General features: G+C 67.3%; 24 protein-coding genes. 16 read left to right on the top strand and 8 right to left on the bottom strand.

Annotated elements, in window-relative coordinates; genetic code table 11:
- The 6 genes from NM2_RS53170 to NM2_RS39185 all read right to left on the bottom strand — a co-directional run.
- A partial coding sequence (locus NM2_RS53170; RefSeq protein ID WP_369690358.1) for an alpha/beta fold hydrolase occupies window positions 1-124 on the bottom strand: 124 nt, incomplete at its 3' end.
- A gap of 351 nt (window positions 125-475) precedes the next feature.
- Window positions 476-1,594 (bottom strand): acyl-CoA dehydrogenase family protein, encoded by a 1,119-nt coding sequence (locus NM2_RS39205; protein WP_067680465.1) that lies wholly within the window; start codon window positions 1,592-1,594, stop codon window positions 476-478.
- Window positions 1,591-2,766, bottom strand: a complete 1,176-nt coding sequence (locus tag NM2_RS39200; protein WP_067680462.1) for an acyl-CoA dehydrogenase family protein — start codon at window positions 2,764-2,766, stop codon at window positions 1,591-1,593. The genes NM2_RS39205 and NM2_RS39200 overlap by 4 nt, the downstream gene beginning before the upstream one ends.
- Before the next feature lie 306 nt (window positions 2,767-3,072).
- Window positions 3,073-3,855 carry an enoyl-CoA hydratase/isomerase family protein gene (locus NM2_RS39195; RefSeq protein WP_067680502.1) on the bottom strand — a complete coding sequence of 261 codons (783 nt, stop codon included), beginning with the start codon at window positions 3,853-3,855 and terminating at the stop codon, window positions 3,073-3,075.
- A gap of 30 nt (window positions 3,856-3,885) precedes the next feature.
- Window positions 3,886-4,836, bottom strand: a complete 951-nt coding sequence (locus NM2_RS39190; RefSeq protein ID WP_067680459.1) for an acyl-CoA dehydrogenase family protein — start codon at window positions 4,834-4,836, stop codon at window positions 3,886-3,888.
- A 331-nt stretch (window positions 4,837-5,167) separates the two neighbouring features.
- Complete coding sequence (locus tag NM2_RS39185) at window positions 5,168-6,337, bottom strand: acyl-CoA dehydrogenase family protein (protein WP_067680456.1); 1,170 nt, start codon at window positions 6,335-6,337, stop codon at window positions 5,168-5,170.
- 129 nt (window positions 6,338-6,466) lie between these two features.
- On the opposite strand from NM2_RS39185, the gene NM2_RS39180 reads away from it, so the two are divergent.
- From NM2_RS39180 to NM2_RS39170, 3 genes are all read left to right on the top strand, one after another.
- Entirely contained in the window at window positions 6,467-7,273 is an 807-nt protein-coding gene (locus tag NM2_RS39180) for a FadR/GntR family transcriptional regulator (protein ID WP_067680499.1), read from the top strand.
- Window positions 7,274-7,899: 626 nt separating this feature from the next.
- Window positions 7,900-9,507 carry an SMP-30/gluconolactonase/LRE family protein gene (locus NM2_RS39175; protein WP_067680453.1) on the top strand — a complete coding sequence of 536 codons (1,608 nt, stop codon included), beginning with the start codon at window positions 7,900-7,902 and terminating at the stop codon, window positions 9,505-9,507.
- Window positions 9,508-9,512: 5 nt separating this feature from the next.
- Window positions 9,513-10,394: an SDR family NAD(P)-dependent oxidoreductase gene (locus tag NM2_RS39170; RefSeq protein WP_245718435.1), complete on the top strand. Its 882-nt coding sequence runs from the start codon at window positions 9,513-9,515 to the stop codon at window positions 10,392-10,394.
- A gap of 33 nt (window positions 10,395-10,427) precedes the next feature.
- Here NM2_RS39170 and NM2_RS39165 read toward each other — a convergent pair whose 3' ends face one another.
- Entirely contained in the window at window positions 10,428-11,294 is an 867-nt protein-coding gene (locus NM2_RS39165) for an RNA-guided endonuclease TnpB family protein (protein ID WP_067680450.1), read from the bottom strand.
- Between the two features lie 98 nt (window positions 11,295-11,392).
- Between NM2_RS39165 and NM2_RS39160 the strand changes: the two genes are divergently transcribed.
- Genes NM2_RS39160 through NM2_RS39110 form a run of 11 tightly spaced genes read left to right on the top strand, consistent with a single transcriptional unit; the run spans window position 11,393 to window position 22,955 of the window.
- Window positions 11,393-12,745, top strand: coding sequence for an aromatic ring-hydroxylating oxygenase subunit alpha (locus NM2_RS39160; protein ID WP_067680447.1), 1,353 nt, complete (start codon window positions 11,393-11,395; stop codon window positions 12,743-12,745).
- A 17-nt stretch (window positions 12,746-12,762) separates the two neighbouring features.
- Entirely contained in the window at window positions 12,763-14,592 is a 1,830-nt protein-coding gene (locus NM2_RS39155; RefSeq protein WP_067680444.1) for a flavin-containing monooxygenase, read from the top strand.
- A gap of 4 nt (window positions 14,593-14,596) precedes the next feature.
- The gene (locus NM2_RS39150; RefSeq protein ID WP_067680441.1) at window positions 14,597-15,523 is read left to right on the top strand and encodes an SDR family NAD(P)-dependent oxidoreductase; all 927 of its coding nucleotides are present in this window, start codon (window positions 14,597-14,599) and stop codon (window positions 15,521-15,523) included.
- Between the two features lie 17 nt (window positions 15,524-15,540).
- Window positions 15,541-17,247, top strand: a complete 1,707-nt coding sequence (locus NM2_RS39145; protein ID WP_067680438.1) for a thiamine pyrophosphate-binding protein — start codon at window positions 15,541-15,543, stop codon at window positions 17,245-17,247.
- 24 nt (window positions 17,248-17,271) lie between these two features.
- Window positions 17,272-18,708, top strand: a complete 1,437-nt coding sequence (locus NM2_RS39140; RefSeq protein WP_067680435.1) for an aldehyde dehydrogenase family protein — start codon at window positions 17,272-17,274, stop codon at window positions 18,706-18,708.
- 11 nt (window positions 18,709-18,719) lie between these two features.
- Window positions 18,720-19,250, top strand: a complete 531-nt coding sequence (locus NM2_RS39135; RefSeq protein WP_067680432.1) for a nuclear transport factor 2 family protein — start codon at window positions 18,720-18,722, stop codon at window positions 19,248-19,250.
- Between the two features lie 13 nt (window positions 19,251-19,263).
- A complete protein-coding gene (locus tag NM2_RS39130) occupies window positions 19,264-20,124 on the top strand; it encodes an SDR family NAD(P)-dependent oxidoreductase (protein ID WP_067680429.1) in 861 nt (286 codons plus the stop codon).
- Window positions 20,125-20,155: 31 nt separating this feature from the next.
- A complete protein-coding gene (locus NM2_RS39125) occupies window positions 20,156-20,716 on the top strand; it encodes a nuclear transport factor 2 family protein (protein WP_067680426.1) in 561 nt (186 codons plus the stop codon).
- 41 nt (window positions 20,717-20,757) lie between these two features.
- Entirely contained in the window at window positions 20,758-21,585 is an 828-nt protein-coding gene (locus tag NM2_RS39120; protein WP_067680494.1) for a TauD/TfdA dioxygenase family protein, read from the top strand.
- Complete coding sequence (locus NM2_RS39115) at window positions 21,582-22,337, top strand: SDR family NAD(P)-dependent oxidoreductase (protein ID WP_067680423.1); 756 nt, start codon at window positions 21,582-21,584, stop codon at window positions 22,335-22,337. Before NM2_RS39120 ends, NM2_RS39115 begins: the two co-directional genes overlap by 4 nt.
- Before the next feature lie 30 nt (window positions 22,338-22,367).
- A complete protein-coding gene (locus tag NM2_RS39110; protein WP_067680420.1) occupies window positions 22,368-22,955 on the top strand; it encodes a carboxymuconolactone decarboxylase family protein in 588 nt (195 codons plus the stop codon).
- A 73-nt stretch (window positions 22,956-23,028) separates the two neighbouring features.
- Here the strand turns inward: NM2_RS39110 and NM2_RS39105 are convergent, their stop codons facing one another.
- Window positions 23,029-23,685: a phosphate signaling complex PhoU family protein gene (locus tag NM2_RS39105; protein WP_067680417.1), complete on the bottom strand. Its 657-nt coding sequence runs from the start codon at window positions 23,683-23,685 to the stop codon at window positions 23,029-23,031.
- 161 nt (window positions 23,686-23,846) lie between these two features.
- Here NM2_RS39105 and NM2_RS39100 point away from each other — a divergent pair, with 161 nt between their 5' ends.
- Both NM2_RS39100 and NM2_RS39090 read left to right on the top strand, forming a co-directional pair.
- Window positions 23,847-24,563 carry a 3'(2'),5'-bisphosphate nucleotidase CysQ gene (locus NM2_RS39100; RefSeq protein ID WP_067680491.1) on the top strand — a complete coding sequence of 239 codons (717 nt, stop codon included), beginning with the start codon at window positions 23,847-23,849 and terminating at the stop codon, window positions 24,561-24,563.
- A gap of 886 nt (window positions 24,564-25,449) precedes the next feature.
- Window positions 25,450-26,625, top strand: coding sequence for an amidohydrolase family protein (locus NM2_RS39090; RefSeq protein ID WP_067680411.1), 1,176 nt, complete (start codon window positions 25,450-25,452; stop codon window positions 26,623-26,625).
- The last annotated feature ends 79 nt before the right edge of the window (window positions 26,626-26,704 follow it).

Here is a 26,704-nt window from a genome sequence, read left to right as displayed (position 1 = left end):
GCTCGGCCAGCCCGGACAACGTCGGCGCGTACACCTCGTGCCCGGCCTGCTGTAGTAATTCCCGCACGTACCGATAGCACCAGCCGCCGTGTCCGCCGCCGTGCACCAGGACAAAGGTAGCCATTTCACTCCTGAAAATATGATTCTCTTATCAGGAGAGTCTAAATACCGAAGGCTCCGGCTGCTGGCGATTCAGGGTTCGATCGCTCGGAATTCGGGCTCGATCGCCAACGCCGCGATCACAATCGGCCGAGAACGCCACATCCCCGGCGATCCGGCCCACGCCGAGGCCATGCGGACAGATCCGTCGCGTACACGTCGCTCTTCCAGATGATGTTCGGTTCCCAGAGCATGCGCGGGGCCGGTTCGAACAAGCCGCCCGCGCGCGGCCGAGCGCGGTACTGGGCGTGCGTCTCGCTGACGGCGACTCGGCCTCGTGGGCACAGACTCGATTCGGTTCCGGCGGCAGGGTCGGTCAGAGCCGCCCGGAAGCCGCGTCTCCCACTGTATTGCCATACCGCTCGGACAGCCTGCGGCGATGGGCCGCCGGAGAACCGAACAACGCGCGGTTCAGCATCGCGCGCTTGTGATAGCGGTGGATGCCGCTCTCCCAGGTGTAGCCGATTCCGCCGTGCAATTGCATTGCCTTACCGGCGATTTCGACGGCGGCGGCACAGCTGTAGGACTTCGCCATCGAGGCGGCCACCCAGGCGTCGGGATCCCCCTCGGCCAGCTGCCGCACCGCGTCCGCGACCAGATGCCGGGCGATGGTGATCCGCACGAGCATATCCGCGCAGGCGTGTTTGACCGCCTGGAAGGAGCCGACGGGGCGGCCGAACTGTTCGCGAACGCGCACGTAGGCGGTCGTGGCGTCCAGCATCGCCGCGGACAGGCCGAGACTGTCGCAGGCGATCGAGAGCGCGGCGCGGTCGCGCAGACGCTGCACCGCGTCGACCGGATCTCCGGCGAACCGCCAGGCCGAATCCACTCGCACCGCAACATCATCGGCGGTGACCACGCCGAACGTCCTGGTCTCGTCCAGCACCGGTTGGGCGGCAATCGCCAGCGTGTTCGCCTGGACCGCGACGATGACCGGTACCCCGTCGGGGTCATCGGCCAGCAGCAGTAACGGGTCCGCGTTCGCGACATCGGGTACGAATTCCGCACGGCCGGAGAGCAACAGCCCATCGGCACCACCGCGGAGCCGAAACGGCGACGGAGCGCCTTCGCAGTCATCGGGTACCGCGACCAGGGCCGCGGTCGTCATCGTCTCGCCCGCGGCCAGGGTGCGCAAGAGATCTTCGTGATCGGCCGTCTCGGCGAGCAGAGCACAGGTTCCAGCAGCGAGCGTGGCGCCGAAGTATCCTCCGGCCGCCGCGCGCCCGAATTCCTCGAGCACGATCGCCGTCTCGGCGAAACTCGCTCCGCCGCCGCCTGATTCATCGGGCACTTCAAGGCCGAGCCACCCCAGATCCGCGAGCCTGCCGGGCGTGAGTCCCACGGCATCCTGGGAAGTGAGCACATCCCTTGCCACCGAACGCAATTCATCGTGTATTTCGGTGAAGTCCACAGTGTCCCCGACCGTTCCGCTCATCGTGCCCCGCTCGGTTCCCGGGGCAGCCCGAGCCCGCGCTCCCCGATGATGGTGCGCTGAATCTCACTGGTACCACCGGGAATCGTCCATTCCCACGACCCGAGGAAATCCAGCGCCCAGGCCCCGGACTCCCAGCCGCCCGAGCGCGGCTTGTGCAGCACGGTATGGGCGTTCACGCCCCCGAGCTCGGTGCCGAAATCGGTCATCCGCTGTAGCAGTTCACTGTAGTACAGCTTGACGATGGACGCATCCGCCGGCCCCGCGGCCCCGGATTCGTGGCGCTCCACCAGATCTCGGCACAGCAGCCGAAGTCCGGCGATCTCGGTCTCGAATCCGGCCAGCCGATCGAGCAGGGCCGGATCCTCGGCCGGACACGCCCGCACCAGCCAGCGGAATCCGGCATTGCCCAGCCGCTCGGCCAGTTCCAGCATGGTCAGCCCGCGCTCGGCCCCGAGCGTCTGCTGCGCCACCTGCCATCCGGAGTTCTCCGCGCCGATCAATCCACTGGCCGGGATGCGCACCCGGTCCAGGAATATCTCGCAGAAATGCGATTCCCCCGTCGCCTGCCGGATCGGGCGCACATCGATCCCCGGCGTCCGCATATCCAGCAGGAAGTACGAAATCCCTTGTCGCTTGGGCGCATTCGCATCGGTGCGCGCCAGCAGCAGACACCAGTCCGCGAACTGCGCGCCGCTGGCCCACACCTTCTGACCCGTCACGACATACCCGTCGCCCTCGCGTCGGGCCGTGGTCGCCAATGCGGCCAGATCCGATCCGGCCGCGGGTTCGGAGAATCCCTGCACCCAGATCTCGCCGTCCAGAATGGCGGGCAGATGCCGCTGCCGCTGCTCCTGAGTCCCGGCCGCCAGCAGCGTTGCCGCCGCGTGGTGTATCGACACGAATGCCAGCACCAATCGCGGCGCGTCATGCGCCGCCAGCTCCTGATACAGCACGATCTGCTCGCCCACCGGCATCCCCCCGCCCCACTCCGCGGGCCAGTGCGGCACCGCGAACCCAGCCCCCCGCAACCGCTGAAACCACTCCTGCTGAAACTCGACGAACTCCGCGTCCGAGGCCCCGGTCTGCGCGGCCCGCCACCCCGCCGGAAGCTCCGCCCGGCACCAATCCCGCACCTGGGCGCGAAACTCCCGCAGATCACTCGGCGTGTTCATCCACCAACCCCTGTCTCCCCCAGCCGATTCGAGCACAGCATTCGTCGTCATCAGCCGTCACGGTGAAAACAGCGATGGCCCCCAACGTAATCCGATCGCGCCGGATACAGCCCGTGGCCACCCGCCGCCGTCCGCCGAACGCGCACGCCCGGCCCCGGGGCCGAATAGACATCCGCAGAGACCGTGCAGCCATTCGTGACTCGCTTGCCGCTGCGTCGATCCCGCGTGGTGATCGGACGGACCGGCCCGGCGACCACACGACGGTGCCGGAACCGGGTTCGTGGACGCGATCGGCTGGGTCCGGCGTCATCGGCTCTTGGTCCTGTCCCGCAAGGCTTGCAGACGTTCTCGATGTTCCGGAGACTGCATGGTGACGACCTCGGCGGCGAATCCAGCCTGCATCGGGCCCGCCAGAGCCTGCGAAAGATACATGTTCACAACGCGTTTGGTGCTGCGCAGGGCTTCGGGCGGTTGGGCGGCCAGGCGCTGCGCGAGCCTGTGGGCCTCGTCGAGCAGATCGTCCGGCGCGACCACCCGGGTCGCGAGGCCCAGCTCGACGGCGGTGGCGGCATCGATCCGGTCGCCGGTGTACAGGTATTCGCGCGAACGCAGGATGGGCGTCAGCAGCGGCCAGAATGCCGCGCCGCCATCACCCGCGACCAGGCCCACCGCGACATGTGGATCGGCCAGGTGCCCCCGCTCGGACATCAGCACCACATCGCACAGCACGGCGATGCTCGCGCCCAGGCCCACGGCTGGACCGTTGACCGCGGCGATCACCGGGAGCTGGAACCGCAGCATCTCCTCGATGATCTGCGCGCCCTCGCGAATACTCTCGTCCCGCGCGACCGGATCATCGAGGAACGAGGTGATCCAGTCCAGGTCGCCACCCGCGCTGAACGCCCGGCCCGCACCGGTCAGAATCACCACCCGCGCCTCGGTATCGGCCGCCAGCTGCCGCCAGACCGTCGCGAGACCACGGTGCAGATTCACATCGACGGCATTGAATTCCGCCGGCCGGTTCAGCACCACCGTGCGCACCGGACCGTCGCACCGAATCTCCAGCGCGTCGGGTAGGTCGTACCGCAATTCCTCAGCCTCCCTGGATGTTCGGACCATTCACACGCCCATCGGGTCCGAGAACAACCCGCTCAGCCCGCGCCGGCCCAGTCCATCGCTGAGCAGCTCCTCGGTGGTCGTGGCGCCGAACGGCAGACGGCGAATGGGCTGGCTGTACCGCGAGACCCAGGACAGTGGCGATTCGTCGCAGAACCCCAGCGCCCCGTGCAGCTGATGCGCGACCCGGAAGACCGTATCGGCCGCCTCGATCGCGGCCAGACGCAGGGCCAGCGCGTCCTGAACCGCCGCCGGATCGCCGGATCCTATGCTCCACAACGCATATCGCGCGAGCATCTCCACACCGCGCCGCTCCACCTCGGCATCGGTGAGCTGGAACTGCACCGCCTGGAACTGCGACAGCGGCTGCCCGAACTGCTCGCGCACCAGCACGTGCGTCCGAGCCAGATCCACGGCCCGATCCAACATGCCCAGCAGCGTCCAACACGGCAGCACCAGCCCCAGCGCGACATCGGCAGCTCCGTCGGCATCCTCGAGCGCGGCTCCGACTTCCAGTCCGGCCACGAACATCGAGGTTTGCGGCATCGAATCATTCTGCCGCACAGCGACATTCCGGCGCACTCCGGCCACCGTCACCGCGGCCCACCGCAGGTCCAGCCCCGCCACCGGCGCGGCGGGCCGCACATCCGAGACCACCAACAGCCCGTCGACACCGGCCTCCGCGGGCCGCGCCAGCCGCTCGGCAACCGGATAAGGCGCAGCGACATATCCGGCGCTACGGCACAGCGCCGCAGCGGCTTCCAGCTCGACCGAGTCCTGTCGCGGCGAGAGATCCCAAGCGCCCAGCTCACCGAGCACCCCAGCCACGACCGAGCGCCGTACCTCCGGCTCCAGCTCGGCCCGCTGCACCAGCTCATCACCACCGGCCGCGGCCAGCGCCCGCCCCGCCTGCATACCGAATTCCCTTGCTTCGGAGCATAATTCAATGTTCATCGGACACCCTCCAGCTCATACCGCACAGTCTTGCGACGTCCGGTCGAACTCCGTACCGCGCCGATGGATCCAGAGCCGCACGCGGATACAGCCCTACGACGACCACACCGCCGCTCTCCGCCACACCGTGCCCGAATCCCCGCCGCCGGGACATTATCGCCACCGCGCCAACGGATTTCCCCCTCATGCCGGGTCCCGCTCGTTCCGACTGCCATGCAGCAGCCCCCGCGACAGCAGGATCCGCTGTACTCCTCGAGGCGACCGTCACAGCACGGCCATGTCACCCGCAGTCGACTACGGCGTGGCGGAAACGTTGCCGCATATTCCCCTCTCATGCCGCGTCCCGGTTCTTGCGAGGACCACTCAGCAGCGCCCGCGACAGCAGGATCCGCTGTATCTCGATACTCCCCGAGGCGACGGTGGCCGCGTGAGCGTAGCGGGCGTGATCGGCCACGGCCCGGCGGAAACGTTCCCGCGCGGGATCGTCGCCGGTGGCGAAGGCGGCGATCTCGGTCAGCACCGCGCCGCTATCCTGGTCCAGGCGGGTGACCGCGATGCGGTAGGCGGCCGCGTCGCCCGGGGTGATCTGCCCGGAATCCTGTAGTGATACAACCTGATACGCGAGCAGGCGAGCACGGCGGCAGTGGGTCAGCATGCGCGCCCAGCGGCCGCGCAGCGCGCAGGGCAACGTGTCCCAGACATCGCCCAGCACCTCGGGCGCGGCCTGCAGCAGCCGCTCGCAGCGGGCGTAGCGGGCGATCCCGACCCGTTCGAAGGACAGCACCTCCTGCACCACCGGCCAGCCGCCGCCCACCGTGCCGAGCACATCGGCCTCGGTGGCGCGCACGCCGTCGAAGAAGACCTCGTTGAGATGATGCGGCCCCAGCATCGACCGGATCGGGCGCACCTCGATGCCGGGATCGGACATCGGCAGCAGAAATACCGTGAGCCCCTGCTGTTTTCGCTCTTCCTTCGAGGTGCGCGCGAGCAGGAAGCACCACTGCGCCATACCGGCGTAGGAGGTCCAGATCTTCTGCCCGGAGATGCGCCAGCCGTCCCCGTCCCGGCGCGCGGTGGTCCGCAGTGAGGCCAGGTCCGAACCGGAATCGGGCTCGCTGAACCCCTGACACCAGATGACCTCGCCGCGCGCGATCGGCGGCAGATGTTTGCGCTGCTGCTCGGGCGTGCCGTGCCGCATGATCGTCGGGCCGACCCAGTTCACGCCCATGTACTGCGCGCCGCGAGGCTCATGATGGGCCCACATCTCCTCGCGCACGACGGTCTGTTCCCATATCGAGGCGCCGCGCCCGCCGAATTCGACCGGCCATGCCGCGCACAGCAGACCACGCTCGGCGAGCATTCGGGAAAAGCGCTGGGCCACTGCGAGATCCGCGGGATCGTCGGTGAACGCGCCGAGAAAGTCCGTGGGAACCTCCGCGGCGATCAGCCGACGCAGCTCTCCACGGAGTTCGGAGGCGGCCTCACCCATCGTGAAGTCCATGAAACGGACAGTACTTCAATCCTCATAAGGATAGCAATATTTGAACGGTCACCAGCCCGTGGGTAAACTCGCACGCGTGACAACACCGAAACAGGCAGGTCAAGCGCGCGGAGTCAGAAGGTGGGTTGCGTGACCAGCGCCCGGCGCGGCCGTATCCCGCAACGCCGCATCGCGGAGACCGTCGCCGCGGAACTGCGCACCCGCATCCTGTCCGGCGACGACGACTACCGCCTGCCCACCCAGGACCAGCTGGTCCAGGATTTCGGTGTCAGCTACCCCTCGATCCGTGAGGCGCTGCGCATTCTCGAGACCGAGGGCCTGGTCACGGTCAGGCGCGGCAATATCGGCGGCGCGGAGGTGCATCGCCCCGACGAGTCCTCCGCCGCATACCACCTGGGCCTGGCCCTACAGGGAGCCCGAGTCACCCTCGGCGATCTGGCCGCGGGACTGCGCACGCTGGAACCCATGTGCGCGGCCGAATGCGCCCGCCGCGAGGACCGCTCCGAGGAGATCATTCCCGCGCTCGAGGCCAATATCGAGGCGTCCGCGGACCTGATCGGCGAGGGCCTGCCCTTCACCCACAAAGCGCGCGACTTCCACGATCTCATCGTCTCGTTCACCCCGAACGCGACGATCCGCTACGTGGTCAGCAGCCTGGTCGCGCTGTGGTCCTCCCAGGAGGAGGCATGGGCCGAGGTGCTCACCAAGCGCGGCGAATACCCGTCCCCCACCGAATCCAAGGAGTCGGTCCGCACCCACCGCCGCCTGCTCGAGGAGATCGCCGCCGGTCGCGCCGAGGCCGCCGAGCGCCTCTACCGCGCCCACCTCACCGCCACCCAGGCGCTGGTCCTGGAGCGCTTCGACAACGGGATCGTCAACGCGACCTCCGACCTGGCCCGCCAGGCGATCCAGTCCAGCCGAGGCCCGCGGGTGTAAGCCCCGCGCGACGAAACACGCTGTCCGACGGGCACTTTCCGCATATCGGGATAACGCACCGGCACGTGACTCGGTGGCGAACAGACCGAGCTTCCGGACGGGACCGGTCCAGCCCAGATCTCGGATCGGCGACTATCGACAGCACCGAATACGCGTCCGCCGCAGACGCTCTCATGAGATCACAACCGACCGGCGCTGATGCGGTACGGCAGGCGACAGCGGGTGCGTCGTCGAATTCGGCGATGCGACAGCACACTGCGGGCGGTCACTTCACTGCCTCGGCGCGTCCTGATCCGCCCAGCCAGCCGAGCCCGCCACATCACCGCGATCGACCGGGCACAGGCGGCCCGGATCGACTCCCCCGGGCCATCTTTCGCTCAGCAACGCCCCTGAACACCGCTCACGGCGGTGTCCGCCCCCGCGACACTGTCCGGACCAGCGGTTTTCCGCTCTGCTCGGCCACGAACAAAAGCCCGTAGTGTAGTCCCGGAAAATCAGCCCTTCAAGTATTGCTATCCTTATGAGGATTGAAGTAGCGTAGCCCCACGAAAAGTGGCGTGCGTCACGACCGCCGATTCGGCCGGGTCCGCAGTCACCTCGTAAAAACATCGACGTTTCTCTTCAGTATGGGAGGCCCCGCCGTGACCCTGGGGGCGCGCTACAGCAGCACCACTCCGGTCGCCCTCGCCGAGGGATGGAGCCTGGAACGGCTCACCCCGCCGAGCCGACTGTTCGGCGCCAACGGATTACGCACCGGACCCGATGGGCGCGTCTACGTCGCCCAGGTCGCGGGCAGCCAGATCAGCGCCCTGGATGTGACCACCGGCGATCTGGAAACCGTCAGCGCCAAGGGCGGCGACATCGTCGCCCCCGACGATCTCGCCTTCGATCCCGGCGGCAACCTCATCGCCACCGAGTACATGGACGCGCGCGTCAGCGTGCGCAACACCGACGGCAGCACCCGGGTGATCCGCGCGGATCTGCCTGGCGCCAACGGAATCACCGTGCACAACGGCCGGCTGTTCGTCAACGAATGCCGGATCGGCGGACGCCTGATGGAGCTGCCGCTGGACGGCAGCGCACCGCGCGTCCTACAGGACAACCTGGTGATGCCCAACGCCATGGAGGTCGGCCCCGACGGCCTCCTCTACTACCCGGTCATGGGCTCCAACGACATCTGGCGCATCGATCCCGACGGCGGCGAACCCGAGCGCGTGGCAGGCGATCTCGGCACACCCGACTCGGTCAAATTCGATCCCTCGGGACGGATCGTCTCCACCCAGGTAGCGACCGGCGAGGTGCTGCGCATCGACCCGCGCACCGGTGAACGCCGCGTCCTGGCACAGCTCGCGCCCGGCCTGGACAACTGCACCTTCGTCGGCGACCGGCTGTTCGTCTCGAACTTCTGCGGGGAGATCACCGAGATCCTGTCCGACGGCGCGACGAAGACCGTGCTCGACGGCGGCCTGATGTGGCCGCTGGATCTGACCGTCGACCCCGAGGGCAATCTCTACGTCGCCGACGGCACCTTCTTCTACGTCCTGCGCGATGGCGAATTGCGCGTGGTCGCATCGCTTTTCAGCGCCGGGACGCCCGGATACGTGCGCGGCGTCAGCGCCGTGGCCCCGGGAGAGTTCCTGTGCGCCACCTCCGGTGGGCAGATCGCCTACTACCGGCTGAATCCCGAGCCGGAGACCGAACTGATCGCAGAGGGCTTCGACCAGCTCTACGGCATCGCCGCGACCGCCGATCGCACGATCGTCGCCGCGGAATTCGGCACCGGCCGGGTCCTGTCGGTCCGGGCGGGCGGCGCCGACGTGCTGGCCTCCGGTCTGCGGGGCCCGATGGGCGTGGCCTTCGGCCCGGACGGCACGCCCCTGGTCTCCGAATCCGGCGCCGGACGGATCGTCTCGATCGGCAGCCGCGTGGACACGGTGGTCGACGGCCTGGACACCCCGCAGGGAATTCTGGTGCGCGGCAACAGATTGCTCATCGTCGACGTCGGTCTCAACGCTGTCATCGGCGTCGACCTCGTCACCGGCGAACGCCAGACCATCGCCGCCGACCTCCCGCTCGGCGCACCGCCGGGAGTGGTGCCCAAACCACTGCTCGGCACTCCCCCGTTCTCCGGTCCGATGGGCCCGTTCGCGGGCATCGCCGCCGGTCCGGACGGCACGATCTACCTGTCCGCCGATGCCGAGGGCAGCGTCATGGCGCTGCGTTACCAGGAGTGACCGCGTTGACCGATTCCATACCAGATGCCTTCTCCCCCAACGAATTCTTCGGCCTCGACGGCCGCATCGTCATCGTCTCCGGCGCGGGCGGCGGCGGCATCGGCACCGCGGTGACCCGCCTGGTCGCCCGCGCCGGAGCCACCGTGCTGGCCGTGAGCCGCTCGAAGGACAACCTCGCGAAGCACGTGGATCCCCTTGCCGACGAGGGACTTTCGGTCATCTCGGTAGCCGCCGACGCGTCCACCGAGGACGGCATCGCCACGGTCATGCAGCGGGCCCGCGAGACCGATGGCCAGCTCTACGGCCTGGTCAACGTCGCCGGGGGAGCCGCGCCCAGTACCTGGATGCCCGCGACCCGGGTGACCCGCTCGGACTGGCAGGCGCTGTTCACCCAGAACCTCGAGACGATGTTCTTCTTCAGCCAGGCCGTCGCGGCCGAACTGAAGTCGAAGTCCCTGCCCGGCTCGATCGTGTCGGTCTCCTCGATCAGCGGGATGAACACCGCCCCCTTCCACATCGCTTACGGCACAGCGAAAGCCGCGCTGGTCGCGGCCACCCGGACGATGGCCGTGGAACTGGCGCTGGACGATATCCGGATCAACGCGGTCGCGCCCGGCGTCACCGAGACGCCCTCCTCGGGCACCTATGTCGACAAGGATCCCGACCGGGATCGCCGCGCCATCGCGATGGGCCGGCGCGGCACCCCGCGGGAGCAGGCGGGCGCGATCCTGTTCCTGCTCTCGGAACTGTCCGGCTACGTCACCGGGCAGACCCTGCTCGTCGACGGCGGCCTGAACCTCAAGTGGACCCATCTGGGCGACGACAACACCTCCCTGTTCCTGAAGGACGAATCATTCCGCGCCGCCATCACCAGGAGTAACCCTTAGCGGTTCCCCCGCCTGAGGCGGGAGATTTCCAGCTCAGACCGCAACCGAACCACCCACCCGAAGGAGGTGATCGGATTGTCTTACATCCTCGACACCGACGTGGCCCCGTTCTGCCACGGCCAGAACCACTCTGGCAGCGTTCCGATCACGACTGGCCGCGAAACCGCAACCCTCGCACCGGAAGTTCCTCTCGAGTCGCTTGGTTCTCGCGAAACACTGACTGCACGTCATGGTCGTGTATGCGGGCCGGACCACCACCACCGTCCGCCCGGCCCGCGTGGCACGCTCGATAAGTTCACGTTTCGCCGCGCCGATCGCGGCGTCAGCTGCCTTCCCGGCCATCGTGGATTTCGCCAGGAACACCGGCTTGAAATCCTCGACAGCGATCACCTCGTGGCGATCCACCACCCGCTTCGCCCAGACCCGCGAATCGTGGACGGTCTGCCGGGCGGCTTTCTTCGCCAACCGCGCCGCCTGCCGCTTCGCCGCGCCATAACCCCGCGACTGCGGCCCGCCTTTGCGATGGCGTCGCGCCATCTTCCGCTGAGCCTTCGCCAGCTCAGCGGCGCATCGCTGTCGATGCCCGAGGTACGGCAGATCGAAAGCCGGATCGGTAGTAGTCGCCGTGGTGGACACACCCCAATCCATACCGATACCGCCCTCACCACGCACACCCTTCGCCAGCACGAGCCGTCCGTCGCGGAGGGAGAATCCGCGCCTCGTATACGCCAACGACGGCAGGGATCTCTTGCGAGACTTCACCTTCGGACGACCACGGCCCTCGTACTGATGGACGGCCTCGTTCCACAGCCAACGACACCGGCCCCACTCGGCCAGCAACACCGCCTCAGCGGTGCGTCCCGGCCGCAAACGGTACGTATACCGCACCACTTCATCCATTCGAACGTACTATCGAAAGGCATTGTCATGCGGCCAATCCGACACTCCCGCCTTTTCCTCTCCGCCGTGAACGACGGAATGTCCAAGGCGGAATCCTGATGACCGAGACGACAGCGGAACAGCTCTCCACCCCGAAGACGATCGGTGTGGAGGCGTACATCTCCCCGGAATACGCTCGCGCCGAAGGAGATCGGCTGTGGGCCAAGGTGTGGCAGCAGGTCTGCCGGGTGGAGGAACTGCCGCGCGTGGGCGATTTCCTCACCTACGAGATCGTGGACGATTCGGTCATCGTCGTGCGCACCGCCGAAGACACCATTCGCGCATACCACAACGTCTGCGCGCACCGCGGCCGCCGCCTGGTCGACACCCCGTCCGGCGGACACGACGCGCGCGGCAGCCGCAAGCAGTTCGTCTGCGGATTCCACGGCTGGCGCTACGACCTACAGGGCAACAACACCTTCGTGCCCGAGCGCGACGACTGGACCTGCGGCCTGTCCGAACGCAACGACGGCCTGAATCAGGTCCGCCTGGACACCTGGGGCGGCTGGGTCTGGATCAACCTGGATTCCGAGGCCGAACCGCTGCGCGAATACCTGGAACCCGCTGCCTCCCTGCTGGATCCGTTCCACCTGGAGAACATGCGGTACCGGTGGCGGCGCTGGCTGACCTTCGACTGCAACTGGAAGGTCGCCTTCGAGGCGTTCATGGAGACCTACCACGTGCCCTACACCCATCCGGAATTCATGAATTTCGGCGATTTCCTGGGCTGGGGCCGCGCGCAGGGCAAGCACAGCAATATCGGATACGACGCGCCGAAGGGTATGGAGGAGAACCAGGGCAAGCTGCGCATCGGCAGTGGCGCGGACGCGCGTCTGTCGACCGCGCAATTGCAGAATTTCACCTGGGAGAACGCCAATACCAACACCACCGAATCGATGGTGGCGGTGGCCAATCGGCTGGCCGACGAGCTGCCCGAGGGCACCCCTCCCGGTGACGTGTTGCGGTACTGGCTGGACACCTGCCGTCGCGAGGACGCCGAACGCGGGGTGATCTGGCCGACCGTCGATCCCGAGATCGTCGCCAAGAGCGGCACCTCCTGGCAGATCTTCCCCAATTTCCAGATCGGCCACGCCCCGAACAACATGCTGTGCTACCGATTCCGGCCCTACGGCGCCGATCCGGACAAATGCATTTTCGAGGCATCGGTATTCGAATTGTTCCCGCCCGGTGAGGAACCGGAGACCGAGTGGATCTACACCCCGGTCGGCGACGAGGGCTGGCGCACGGTACTCCCACAGGACTTCGACAATATGGCCGCGGTCCAGCAGGGCATGAAATCTCGTGGATTCTCCGGCCCGAAGCCGAATCCGTACCGCGAACGCACCATCGTGAACCTGCACCACAACCTCGCGTCCTATATGGGCACCGGCGAGCCGACAGACCTGGTCTGAGTAATAAAGGAATTTGCATGGACAACTGCTCACCCACGCAGACACCCGAGGTCGACCGGGAAGCTCTCCGGCTGAAATACCTGGCCGAGCGGGACAAGCGGCTGCGCCCGGAGGGGCAGCAGCAATACCTCGAGGCGGACAACGAATTCGCGGACTTCTACGAGGGCGATCCGCATATGCCCGTGGAACCGCGCGAACCGATCTCCGGCGAACTGGAGGTCGCGGTGCTCGGCGGCGGTTTCGCTGGTCTGATCACCGCGCATCGGTTGCAGCAGGCCGGGGTCACCGATTTCCGGATCATCGAACTGGGTGGTGATTTCGGCGGCGTCTGGTACTGGAACCGGTACCCGGGAATTCAGGTGGACTCGGATTCCTACTGCTATCTCCCGCTGCTCGAGGAGACCGGCTTCATGCCGAAGGAGAAGTTCTCCCACGGCGACGAATGCTATGAACACGCCCAGCGCATCGGACGGCATTTCGGCCTCTACGAACACGCGCTGTTCCACACGCTGATCCGCTCGCTGGAATGGGACGCACAGCTCGAACGCTGGCGGATCAAGACCAATCGCGGCGACGAGATCAACGCCCGCTTCGTGGTCATGTGCCAGGGCCCGTACAACCGGCCCAAACTGCCCGGCATCCCGGGGATCGCGGATTTCGACGGGCATCTGTTCCACACCGCGCGCTGGGACTACGAGTACACCGGCGGAAATCTGCACGGCGGCTTGGACAAGCTGGGCGACAAGCGAGTCGCCGTCATCGGCACGGGTTCCAGTGGCGTGCAGGCGATTCCGCACGTGGCCCGGGGGGCGAAACATCTCACGGTCTTCCAGCGCACCCCGTCCTACATCTTCGAGCGGGACAACCACCCGACCGATCCGGAATGGGTGAAATCCCTCGAACCCGGGTGGCGCGCGGCACGTCAGCGCAACTTCCACAACGCGGCCTTCGCCTTCTACTCCCCCGGCGAGCCCGACCTGATCTGCGACGGCTGGACCGAGGTCGCCCGCAATCTGGCCGCCAAGCTCAACGAGACGAACGGCTGGGCGGCCCTGGCGGATCCGGCGAAGTTCCTGGAGCTCAAGGAGATCGAGGACTACCGCTCGATGGAGCGGCTGCGGCAGCGCATCGCGGACACCGTGGAGGATCCGGAGGTCGCGGAGATCCTCAAGCCGTACTACCGCAACATGTGCAAGCGGCCGGTGTTCAACGACGACTACCTGCCGACCTTCAACCGCCCCAACGTCACCCTCGTGGACGTCTCGGCGAGCAAGGGCGTGGAGCGGATCACCGAGAAGGGCGTCGTGGCCAACGGCGTCGAATACGAGGTGGACTGCATCATCCTGGCCAGCGGCTTCGAGATCACCACCTCACTGGACCGGCAGTACGACATCGAGCCGTTCACCGGCCGCGACGGCCGATCGCTGTACGACCACTGGGGCAAGGGTTTTCGCACGCTGCACGGGATGAGCACGACCGGCTTCCCGAACATCTACTTCACCGGATTCATCCAGGGCGGCGTCACCGCGGCCACCACCCTGATGTTCGAGCAGCAGGCCGACCACATCGCCTACATCATCGCCGAGGCCACCTCGCGCGGGATCACGACCTTGGAGCCCACCGAGGCCGCCGAGCAGGAATGGGTCAGCACCGTGCGGGCCAACACCGTGGACAACAGCACCTTCGTCACCGAGTGCACGCCGGGCTACTACAACAGCGAGGGCGAGCCGAACGGCCGTTCGTTCCTTGGCGATCCGTTCTGGGGCGGGTTCTACGTGCTCGAGGAGCTGCTGCAATCCTGGCGCGACGCGGGCGATCTGGCGGGCCTGTCCCTGAAGGAGGGGTAATCCCTTGTCCACCTTGCGATTCGATGATCGCGTAGCGGTGATCACCGGCGCCGGAAGAGGTCTCGGCCGCGCCTACGCGATGCTGCTCGCCGAGCGCGGCGCCTCGGTCGTGGTGAACGATCCGGGCGCCACGATGCGCGGCGAATCCCCCGACGACGGAGTCGCCGCCGAGGTGGTCCGCGAGATCACCGCGGCGGGCGGCACCGCCGTGGCCTGCACCGCCTCGGTGGCCACCCCCGAGGGCGGCCGCGCGATCGTCGAATCGGCGCTCGAGCATTTCGGCCGCCTCGACATCCTGGTGCACAACGCCGGAAACGTCCGCTACGGATCGCTCACCGAGCTCAGCTACGAGGACTTCGAGGCCGTCGTTGACGTGCATCTGCGCGGCGCGTTCCACGTTGTGCGCGCGGCCTTTCCGGTGATGCGCGAGGCCGGGTACGGGCGGGTGGTGCTCACCTCCTCGATCGGCGGCATCTACGGCAACAAGTCGGTCGCCAACTACGCGGTGTCCAAGGCCGGGGTGATCGGGCTGTCCAACGTCGTCGCGCTGGAGGGCGCGGACGCGGGCATCACCAGCAACGTCATCATCCCCTCGGCGCTGACCAGAATGGCCGCCGGACTGGACACCTCGGCCTATCCGGATATGCGCCCGGAACTCGTCGCACCCGCGGTGGGCTATCTGGCGCACGAATCCTGTTCGCTCACCGGCGAATTACTGGTCGCGATCGCCGGCCGGGTGGCCCGCGCATACATCGCCGAGACGCCCGGTGTGTACCAGCCGTCCTGGACCGTCGACGAGGTCGCCGAGCACATCGACGAGATCCGCGACACCCGCGACTCCTGGATCCTGCCACCGCTCTCGGCGCACGCCGACCACATCGGCCGGAGCTTCGCGATGGCCGCATCCACCAGAACCACTCCTACTACCTGATCAGGGAAGCAGGCACCATGACAGTGAAGGTCTACGAACGCATTCTGGAACTCTTCGAGGCCGAGGGGATCAACACCATCTTCGGCATTCCGGATCCGAATTTCGTGCACATGTTCCACCGCGCGCAGGAGCGCGGCTGGACGGTCGTCGCGCCGCATCACGAGGAGTCGGCCGGGTTGATGGCCGAGGCGGTCTCGCGCATGACCGGCAAGGCCGCGGTGGCCATCGGCACGCTGGGACCGGGTATCGCGAACCTGGCCGGCGCGATCATGTGCGCCAAGGTGGAGAACTCCCCGGTGATCTTCCTGGGCGGCCAGCGCGCCCGGATCACCGAGCAGCGGGTTCGCCGCGGACGCATCCAGTTCGTGCAGCAGACCCCGCTCATCGAGAACGCGGTGAAGTACAGCGCCAGTATCGAATACGCGGATCAGACCGACGAGATCATCCGCGAGGGCCTGCGCAAGGCCCTGTCGGGCACGCCCGGTCCGGTGTACATCGAATACCCCTCGAACGTGATCCTCGAGGATCTCGACGTCCCACCGGCGTTGCCGCCCAAGGCATACCGGCTCGTCGGCCAGACCGCCGGAGCGGATCGCATCACCGAGGCCGCCGAGGCCATCCGGGCCGCGAAACAGCCGGTGCTGCTGGTCGGCCACGGCGTGCACACCGCGCGGGCCGGGGCACAGGTCAAGGAACTCGCGGATCTCGTTGCCGCACCGGTCATCCAGACCTCCGGCGGCACCTCCTACATCGCCGGGCTCGAGGATCGCACCTTCCCGTACGGCTTCTCACCCTCGGCAGTCGAGGCGGTCGTGCAGTCGGACCTGTGCCTTGCCATCGGCACCGAACTCGGCGAGCCGGTGCACTTCGGCCGCGGCTACCACTGGGTGGCGAACGAGGCGAACCGGAAATGGATTCTGGTGGAACAGGATCCGTCCTCGATCGGGGTGAACCGGCCGATCGACGTTCCGCTGGTCGGCGATCTGCGCGCGATCGTGCCGCAGTTGATCGAGGCGTTGCGCGACACCCCGCGCAGCCCGTCCCCGGAACTGGCCGGGTGGATCGAACGCGATGCCGCCCGACTGACCGAACTGGCCGAGTCCGCGCCCTCGGGCATGTCGCCGGTCCATCCGGCGCGCCTGAGCGTGGAGGCCACCAAGGCCTTCCCACCGGACGGCATCATGGTCCGCGACGGCGGCGCCACAACGATTTTCGGCTGGACCTACTCGCAGGCCAAACCGCACGACGTCATCTGGAACCAGAACTTCGGTCATCTGGGCACGGGCCTGCCGTACGCGGTCGGCGCGTCGGTGGCCGACGGCGGTAAGCGCCCGGTCATGCTGATCACCGGCGATTCGTCGTTCCAGTTTCAGATCGCCGAGCTGGAAACCGCTGCGCGCCTGAATCTTCCGCTGGTCTGCGTGGTGGGCGTGGACTACGCGTGGGGCCTCGAGGTCGGCGTCTACAAGCGCACCTTCGGACAGGGCTCGCTCGAGACCGGCGTGCACTGGAGCACCGAGACCCGGCTGGACAAGGTCGCCGAGGGATTCGGCTGCTACGGCGAATACGTCGAGCGCGACGAGGACATCGCCCCGGCGATCAAGCGCGCCTACGCCAGCGGCAAGCCCGGCGTGATCCACGTGGCCGTGGACCCCAAGGCCAATTCCGAGGAGATGCCGAGCTACGACGAGTTCCGCACCTGGTACGCCGAGGGACAGCAGTAGGACCGGGACGAGAGCGGACGAATCATGCGTGAGTACTTCAAGTTCTATATCGACGGCAAGTGGGTCGATCCCGCCGAAACGGCCACCTTCGAGGTGATCAATCCCGCCACCGAAGAGGTGGCGGGACGGGTCTCGCTCGGCTCGGCGGCCGATGTGAATCTGGCGGTCGCCGCGGCCCGCCGGGCCTTTCCCACCTGGTCGGCCACCAGTGTGGCCGATCGGCTCGACCTGCTGCGCACCATCGAGAGCGAATACACCAAGCGCCGTGCCGATCTGGGCGCTGCGCTCACCGAGGAGATGGGCGCACCGGCCGCACTGGCCAACGGTTTTCAGCTCGATCTGGCGGCCGGGCATCTCGCCGAGGCGATCTCGGTTCTTTCCAGCTTCGAGTTCTCCGAGCGGCGCGGGCAGACCCTGCTGATCAAGGAGCCGATCGGCGTCTGCGGGCTGATCACGCCGTGGAACTGGCCGCTGAATCAGATTGCGGTGAAAATCTTTCCGGCGCTGTCGACCGGCTGCACGATGGTGCTCAAACCGTCCGAGCAGTCGCCGTTCAACGCCCAGATCCTCACCGAGATCCTCGATGCCGCGGGCGTTCCCGCCGGGGTGTTCAATCTCGTGCAGGGTGACGGGCCGGGCGTCGGGACGCAGCTGTCGGTGCATCCGGACGTGGACATGATCTCCTTCACCGGATCAACCCGCGCGGGCGTGGAGATCGCGCGCAATGCCGCGGCGACGGTCAAGCGGGTCACCCAGGAGCTCGGCGGCAAGGGCCCGAACCTGATCCTCGACGACGACGCGTTCGCCGCCAACGTCGCGAACGGCGTCACCGGGTTGATGATGAACTCCGGTCAAACCTGTAGTGCCACAACACGGATGCTGGTCCCGGCGCATCGGATGGCGGAGGCGATCGAGGCGGCCCGCGCGGCGGCCGAGCAGGTCACCGTCGGCGATCCGGCCCAGGACGTCACCCTCGGCCCGGTGGTTTCGCAGGCGCAGTTCGACAAGATCCAGGCGCTGATCCAGAAGGGTATCGACGAGGGTGCGACGCTGGTCAGCGGCGGCACCGGCCGCCCGGACGGACTGGATCGCGGGTTCTATGTCAAACCAACGGTTTTCGCGAACGTCACCAACGACATGACCATCGCCCGCGAGGAGATATTCGGTCCGGTGCAGTCGATCCTGGGCTACGCCGACCTCGACGACGCGGTGGCTATCGCCAACGACACCGAATACGGCCTGGCCAGCAATGTGGCCGGCACCGATCTCGGCACCGCCCGCGCGGTCGCCGCGCGGATCCGCTCGGGCTGGGTGTCGATCAACGACGCCGTCGACTTCAGCGCGCCGTTCGGCGGATACCGCCGCAGCGGCAACGGACGTGAGTGGGGCGCATACGGATTCGACGAATACCTGGAAGTCAAGGGCATCCTGGGCTACGAGCCCGCAGACGCCGGCGCCTGAACGGAGCTGATGTGACCGACATCCCAGCGGAGCTACGCGATCTCCTCGCGCAGAACGAAATTCGTGAACGCATCGTCCGGCTGGCACGTGGTGAGGACCGGCGTGACGCCGACCTCGTCCGCGCGGCCTTCTGGCCCGACGCGCACACCGATTTCGGCATCTTCGCCGGGCCGTTCGAGGAGTATCTGGCCTGGGTGGTGCCCGGTTCCCCGGCGGTGCCGGTCACCTCGCACGTGCTGGGCCAGACGCTGATCGAGCTGAAAGGCGCTGTGGCCCTGACGGAAACGCATGTCAATGCCTACCATCGCGTCGACGACGGCGCCGGGCAGCACGATGTGCTGCTCGGTGGCCGTTACCTCGACCGGTTCGAGCAGCGCGGTGGGCAATGGCGGATCAGCCGGCGCACCATGCTCTACGACTGGATCCGAGATCTCGGGACCGCGGTCGATTGGTCGGGCGGCGTCATGGGTGCGCCCCTGCACGGCGAGCATTTCACCGGGCGAGCCCTCGGCGATCACAGCGAAGTCCATTTCGGCAAGTGACTGGGAGAAGAGTATGGGTGCCCTGACCGGCAAAATCGCCATCGTCACCGGCGCCAGTCGCGGCATCGGGAAAGGTATCGCGCTGGCCCTGGCCGAACAGGGGTGCACGGTGTACGTGACCGGCCGCACGGTGACGTCCGGTTCCTGCCCGCTGCCGGGCACGGTCGGCGAGACCGCCGCCGAGTGCACCGCGCGGGGCGGGCAAGGCATTGCCGTGCGGGTGGATCACGCGTACGACGACCAGGTCGCGGACCTGTTCGACCGGGTCCGGCGACGCTCGGGCCGGCTGGACATCCTGGTCAACAACGCGTTCTCGCTCCCGGAGGATCTCACCGATCCGGCTCCGTTCTGGGAGAAACCCCTGACGAACTGGCAGATGATCGACGTCGGCGTGCGGTCGAATTTCGTGGCGGCCTGGCATGCCGCCTCGATCATGGTGCCGCAGGGTTCGGGTCTGGTCGTGGCGATCTCGGGCTACACCGGGGTGAGCTACACATACGGGGTCGTGTTCGGGACGGCGAAGTCCGCGGCGGACCGGATGGCCCGGGACATGGCTGTCGAGCTGAAACCGCATGGGGTGACGTCGATCTCGCTGTGGCAGGGCCTGACGTGGACCGAGCGGGCGCAACGCAATCTGGCGACCATTCCCGGCCTGGACGGTCAGGCCGCGACCCTGCCGCAGAACGGCTGCTCCCCCGAGCATCCGGGCCGGGTGATCGCGGCCCTGGCCGCCGATCCGGACGTCCTGGACCGCACCGGCGGCACCTACATCACCGCCGAACTCGCCGGTGAATACGGCATCACCGATATCGACGGCTCGGTGATCCCCTCGCTGCGCGCGACTCGCGGCGAGCCCATCTGGTCACCCGTGTGACTATGCCGCACAACGCATTACGGAGAACACGATGACCGCATCGCGCAACGCGGACACCCTCGCCAGGCTCGAGGCACTGCTGGACCGCCAGGACATCCTCGACACACTGACCCGGTTCAGCCGGGGGATGGACCGCTTCGACCGGGAGCTGTTCCTGTCCGCGTTCCATCCCGATGCCACGATCGCCGCGGGCGATTTCGTCGGCGGGCCGGTGGAATTGTTCGAATGGTCCAGGGCGATGCACGAGGCGGGACAGATTGCGACACAACATAATCTGCTCAACCTCACCGTGGACATCGACGGCGACACCGCGCACACCGAGCTGTACTACCTGTTCGCCGCGCGAAACCGCGACGACAGCAACTGGATCGCGGGCGGGCGTTATATCGACCGTCTGACCCGGCGCGACAACCAGTGGCGAATCATGCTGCGCACCAACGCGATCGAGTGGTCCGGCATGGTTCCCACGATGCCGATCCCGTTCGCCGACGTGCCCGACATCCACGTGAACGGCGTACCCTCGCGCAGTCCCGAGGATCCCTCGTACCGACGACCCCTGATCAACCTGCGGGAGCCGAACATTCCGGCGTGATCGGTGAATTCAGCGCACGACTGTGCAGGAAGGAGCGGCGTATGTCCGCACTCACCACCGAGAAATTGAGTGAGACGGTCGGGGTGAAGATCCTCGGCGTGGACGCCGAACGGCTGGCCACCGACGAGGATCTGCCCGGGCAATGCCTCGAACTCCTGGAACGGCACAGCGTGCTGCTGTTCCCCGAACTGCATGCCGGGGACGAGGCGCAGGTGGCGTTCTCACGGAAACTGGGGCCGCTGGCGAGCTTCCCCAACTTCCCGAACGAGCACGTCATGATCATCAGCTTCGATCCGGACAACCCGAATGCCAAGTACTACCCCAGTAACGACTACTGGCATATCGACGGGTCCATGGACGAGGTGCCCGCACGCGCCTCGATCATGAGCGCGCACGTCATCACCGAGGAGGGCGGCGAGACGGCGTTCGCCAGCACCTACGCCGCGTACGAGGCGCTGTCCGAGCGGGAGCGGGAACAGCTCGCCGAGCTGCGGGTGATCCACCGCATGGCCCGGATCCAGAGCCGGACCTTCCCGAATCCCACGCCGGAGCAGAAGGCCGACTGGGCACGTTTCCCCGACCGCGAGCATCCGCTGGTGTGGACGCACGAATCCGGCCGCAGGTCACTGGTTTTCGGCGCGTCGGCCTCGCACGTGGTCGGCATGGACTTCGACCGGGGCGAGGCGCTGCTGGAAGAACTACAGGAGCGCGCCACCACCCCGGACCGGATCTACACGCACACCTGGTCGGTCGGCGACCTGGTCATCTGGGACAACACCGGACTGGTCCACCGGGCCTGTGAATTCGACCGGTCCCTGCCGCGACGCATGCACCGATCCACCCTCGTCGGACAGGAGCCGATCAAGTGAGTACCGCACAGACCCCGCGCACGGCCATCGTCACCGGCGGCGCGTCCGGAATCGGCGGGGCCATCGCCCGCCGCCTGGCCGCCGACGGGGCATCGGTGGCGATCTTCGACCGGGACGGCGCGGCAGCGCAGGCAGCCGCGAAATCCATTGCGGAGAACGGCAATCGGGCGATCGGCTACGAAGTCGACGTGACCGATCGGGCCGCGATCGATGCCGGTGTCGCGCAGGTTCGCGAGCAACTGGGCGCACCCGGGATCCTGGTCAACAGCGCGGGCGTCACCATTGCCGGGCCCTCGCTGGAGGTGACCGCCGAGACCTGGAATCAGGTGCTCGCGGTCAACCTCACCGGCACCTTCGACTGCTGCCAGGCGGTGCTGCCGGACATGATCGCCGCCGGGTGGGGGCGCATCGTGAACATCTCCTCCTCCAGCATGCATTCGGGCGTGCCCGGGATGGCCGCGTACGTGTCCTCCAAGGCGGGCGTGGTCGGTCTGACCAAGGTGCTCGCACTGGAATTCGGCCGGAGCGGCGTCACCGTCAACACGATTCCGCCCGGATTCATCGAGACGCCCATGATGCGGGACTCCCTGAGCAAGGGCGTCTTCGATTTCGATCTGCAAGTGTCCAGAACTCCGGTGGGCCGCATCGGCCAACCCGAGGACATCGCCGCCACCACCGCGTTCCTGGTCAGCGAAGAGGCCGGTTACATCACCGGGCAGGTCATCGGCGTCAACGGCGGCCGCAACACCTGATCCCGTTCCGCCACACGAGGAGTCACCACCATGCCCCGCATATCCCCCCTGCCGAAACCGGAGTGGTCGCCGGAGATGACGGCGTTCGTCGACGGGTTCCGCACCTCGGTCATCGGTAAGAAGCCGACCGAGGAGAACCAGAGCGGATCCAACCTGCTCGGCACCCTGGCGCGCTATCCCGCACTGGCGCAACCGTTTCTGAGCTTCAACCGGCACCTGCTCTCGGGCACCTCGCTCACCGCCCGGCAGCGCGAACTGCTCGTCCTGCGCGTCGCGCATCAGCGGCAGTGCGGGTACGAGTGGGCACAGCACGTCATCCTGGGCGAGCGCGCGGGCCTGACGGCCGAGGAGATCGCCCGAATCTCCGCCGAACCCGTTGCCGCCGAATGGAAACCGCTCGATCGGGCGATGCTCTCCTCGGTCGACGAACTGCTCGCCGACGGCATCGTCGCCGACGAGACCTGGGCCGCGTTGTCCGCGGAACTGACCGAGGACCAGCTGATGGACCTGGTCTTCACCGTCGGCACCTACGCCATGGTCGGCATGGCCCTGCGCTCGTTCGGCATCGAACCCGAGGAAGCGCTGGTGCGGTATCTGCCGGATCACGGATCGGCCTGATACCAAGCGGCACTGTGAAACTCGGCGGCCCCGGCGACCGAAGTCATCGGGGCCGGGCGGAACGACGCGGATGCTACTCCGCGATCTCCAGGGACAGCGGCGTGCCGGTGTGGAAGAAGTTGATCAGCCCGCCGATCCGCCCGCAGTGCTCGGCACACCGCTGGTAGTGGTGGATCAGCAGCGCCAGATCCATCGCCACGGCGTGCCCGTGCGGCCATTCCGGGGCCGCTACCCGGGCCAGCACCTCGGCGCGCAGTTCGGCCAGCTCCGGATCGGGCGGCACGAGGACATCGCCCTCGCCTGCGGGCGCGGCGATGGCCGCATTGGTCGCCGCGATCAGCTCGGCGGTCGCGTAGCCGATCCTCGCGAGTTGTTCGGCCACCTCGTCGGGCGCCAGCGGGTCGGGGAAGTACCGCACCGCGGTCTCGGCGACGGCACTGATCAGCGTGCCGATCCTGGACAGGTCGTCGGTGATCCGGATGGCACTGACCACTTGACGTAGGTCGCGGGCGACGGGCGCCTCCAGTGCGAGCAGAATGACGGCCCGATTCTCGCAGGCCGTATATCCGGTCTGAAGTTCCTCGTCGGCCGCCAGGGCCTCGTACGCGGCGGTCAGATCGGCTCGGGCCAACCCGACCGCGGCTCGTTCGGATGCCAGGGATGCCAACTCCGCGAGCCTCCCGAGCTCCTCGCTGAGCGCCGCGAGCTCTGCGGCGAATTTGGTTCGCACGCCGTAATCTTCGCTGTTTTCACCGCCATATGCACAACTTCCGTGAAACCATCCGCACGGTCCGTTCGCTTTCCGGTATAGGGCTCGAATCCCCGGCGCGGGTACCGGTGCGCGGACCCGGCTGTGGCGCACTCGGGTTGCCCAAGGTAATGATGATTGGCATGGATGATCACAGCGTGGCTGCGCAGTTGGCGGCCGAAGCCGGTGAATTGCTGCTCGAGATCCGGCACGAGGGCGGCGCGGCCGGTGACCGGAAGTCGAACGAGCTGCTGCTGCGACGGCTGGCCGAACTCCGCCCGGACGACGCCGTACTCTCCGAGGAGAGCACGGACGACCCGATCCGGCTCGAGCGCGACCGCGTGTGGATCATCGACCCCCTGGACGGCACCCGCGAATACGGCCAGCCACCCCGCGGGGACTGGGCCGTGCACGTGGCCCTGGCCATCGACGGCGTCGCGGTCAAGGGCGCGGTGGCGCTGCCCGCTTCCGGCCTGGTCCTGCACACCGGAGAACCGCCCGTACTCCCGCCTGCCACGGACGGCCCGATCCGCCTGGTGGTCTCGCGGAGCCGCCCACCGGCCTGCGTCGCACTCCTGGTGAAGCATCTCGACGCCACCACCCTGCCGATGGGTTCGGCCGGCGCGAAAGCCATGGCCGTGGTGCGCGGCGAAGCGGACATCTACGCGCACTCCGGCGGCCAGTACGAATGGGATTCCTGCGCACCGGTAGCCGTGGCAGCCGCCGCCGGCCTGCACGTCTCGCGGCTGGACGGCTCGCCGCTGCGCTACAACCGCCCGGACCCCTACCTGCCCGACCTGCTCATCTGCCGCCCGGAACTGGCCGAGGCCGCACTCGAGGCGCTGCGCACGGCCGCCTGAGCACTCGGCCGCGGCATCGTCGACAGCGCACGGTCGCCTGAGGAAACCGGCGAATTCTCTTGTACCGCAATGCAGGAGCGTCAGGCGCTGCCGGTCGGCCAGTGCAGCGGGTTCCGCGGGGCCGGGTCGTTGTGTCGCGGCGGGTAGCCCGGATTGAGGTAGCAGTTGATATCGGCTGGGTTGCAAGGCAATACGGAGTCCGGCGGCGAGGGGATCATCGGGCCGCCCGGGTTGATCACCGGAGGGCGGGGATGATTCGGCCCGCCCGGATTCACTCCTGAGGGCGGGGCGGGGCGGTTCGGACCACCGGGATTCACCCCCGAGGGCGGGGCAGGGCGATTCGGGCCACCCGGATTCACACCTGACGGCGGGGCGGGGTGGTTCGGACCACCGGGATTCCCACCCGACGGCGGAGCCGAGTGATTCGGGCCACCCGGGTTCCCACCCGACGGCGGGGCAGAGTGGTTCGGGCCACCCGGACTCACCCCCGAAGGCGGAGACGAAGGGTTCGGACCACCGGGATTCACCTCCGGCGGTGGGCTCGGCTCCGTCGTGACCGGGTCGCTGGTGTTCGATGCGCTCGTAGCCGGTGCGGCCCAGGCGAAGGCCGCGGCTGCGCTCGAGAGTCCACCGATCAGGACTGCGGCGAAGAGAACACGGCCAACTCTGGGCGTGACGACGGTCTGCATGACGAGCTCCTCCGATGACGGACGGACTCTACCCGGACCGCCCGAAACCCCGAGCAAATCAGCCGATTCCGCGAAATTCATGGGAAGTGGTTGGCGGTTCGCTGTGAACCGGGCCACGCTTTCCTTGTAATCCTTGCATGTATTGCACCCTCCCGCTTGTGAGAATAAAATTCTCCTAAAACGTGAAGGAGACTTACATGCCCAAGCGGGACCTGCCCTATCGGCTGTTCGACGCCGACAACCACCTCTACGAGACCAAGGAGGCGCTGACCAAGTTCCTCCCGAAGCAGTACCAGGACGCGGTCAAGTACGTGGAGGTGGACGGCCGCACCAAGATCGCGATCCTCGGCCAGATCAGCGAGTACATCCCCAACCCGACCTTCGACGTCGTCGCCGCGCCCGGGGCCATGGAGGACTACTTCAAGAACGGCAATCCCGAGGGCAAGAGCATGCGGGAGATCTTCGGCAAGCCGATCCGCTCCACCGACGCCTTCCGAGATCCGGTCGCGCGCATCGAGGTCATGGACGAGTTGCAGATCGATCGGGCGCTGATGTTCCCGACGCTGGCCAGCCTCGTCGAGGAACGCATGAAGTCGGACCCCGAGCTCATCCACGCGGTCATCCACTCGCTCAACCAGTGGCTGTACGAGACCTGGTCGTTCAACCACAAGGACCGCATCTTCACCGTGCCGGTGATCAGCCTGCCGATCGTGGAAAAGGCCATCGCCGAGCTGGAGTGGGTGGTCGAGCGCGGCGCGAAGGCGATTCTCGTGCGGCCCGCGCCGGTTCCCGGCTTCCGTGGCCCGCGGTCGTTCGCGGTGCCGGAGTTCGATCCGTTCTGGAAGCGCGTGGTCGAACTCGACGTGCTGGTCACCATGCACTCCTCCGACAGCGGTTACGCCCGCTTCGCCTCGGAATGGGACGGCACGCAGCGCGAGATGCTGCCGTTCGTCACCAACACCTTCAAGATGGTCAACGCCTGGCAGCCGATCCGCGACGCGATGGCCTCCTGGGTGTGCCACGGCGCGCTGTACCGTTTCCCGGAACTGAAGATCGCGGTCATCGAGAACGGCGCGGCCTGGCTGCCCGGCCTGCTCGAGGACCTCGCGGCGATCTACAAGAAGGCCCCCGAGGGCTTCCCCAGCGATCCGGTCGAGATGATCAAGAACATCTACGTCAGCCCGTTCTGGGAGGAAGACCTGGTCGAGCTGTCCGGCCTGATCGGCGCGGATCACGTGCTGTTCGGCTCGGACTACCCGCACCCCGAGGGCCTGGCCGAACCCGCCCGCTACGTCGACGAGATCAAGGACCTGTCGCTCGAGGACCAGTCGAAGATCATGGGCGGCAACCTCGCCCGGCTGCTGAACGTCTAGCACGGCGCGAGGTATCACGACAGCCCCTCGCCCCCGGCGCATCTCGCCGGGGGCGAAGGCGCATGCCCGTCTCACCACC

Origin of the sequence: Nocardia miyunensis NBRC 108239 (assembly GCF_001613065.1) — a bacterium.
In the GTDB taxonomy this organism is placed as follows: Bacteria; Actinomycetota; Actinomycetes; order Mycobacteriales; family Mycobacteriaceae; genus Nocardia; species Nocardia miyunensis.
This window is presented reverse-complemented; position numbering and strand designations above follow the sequence as displayed.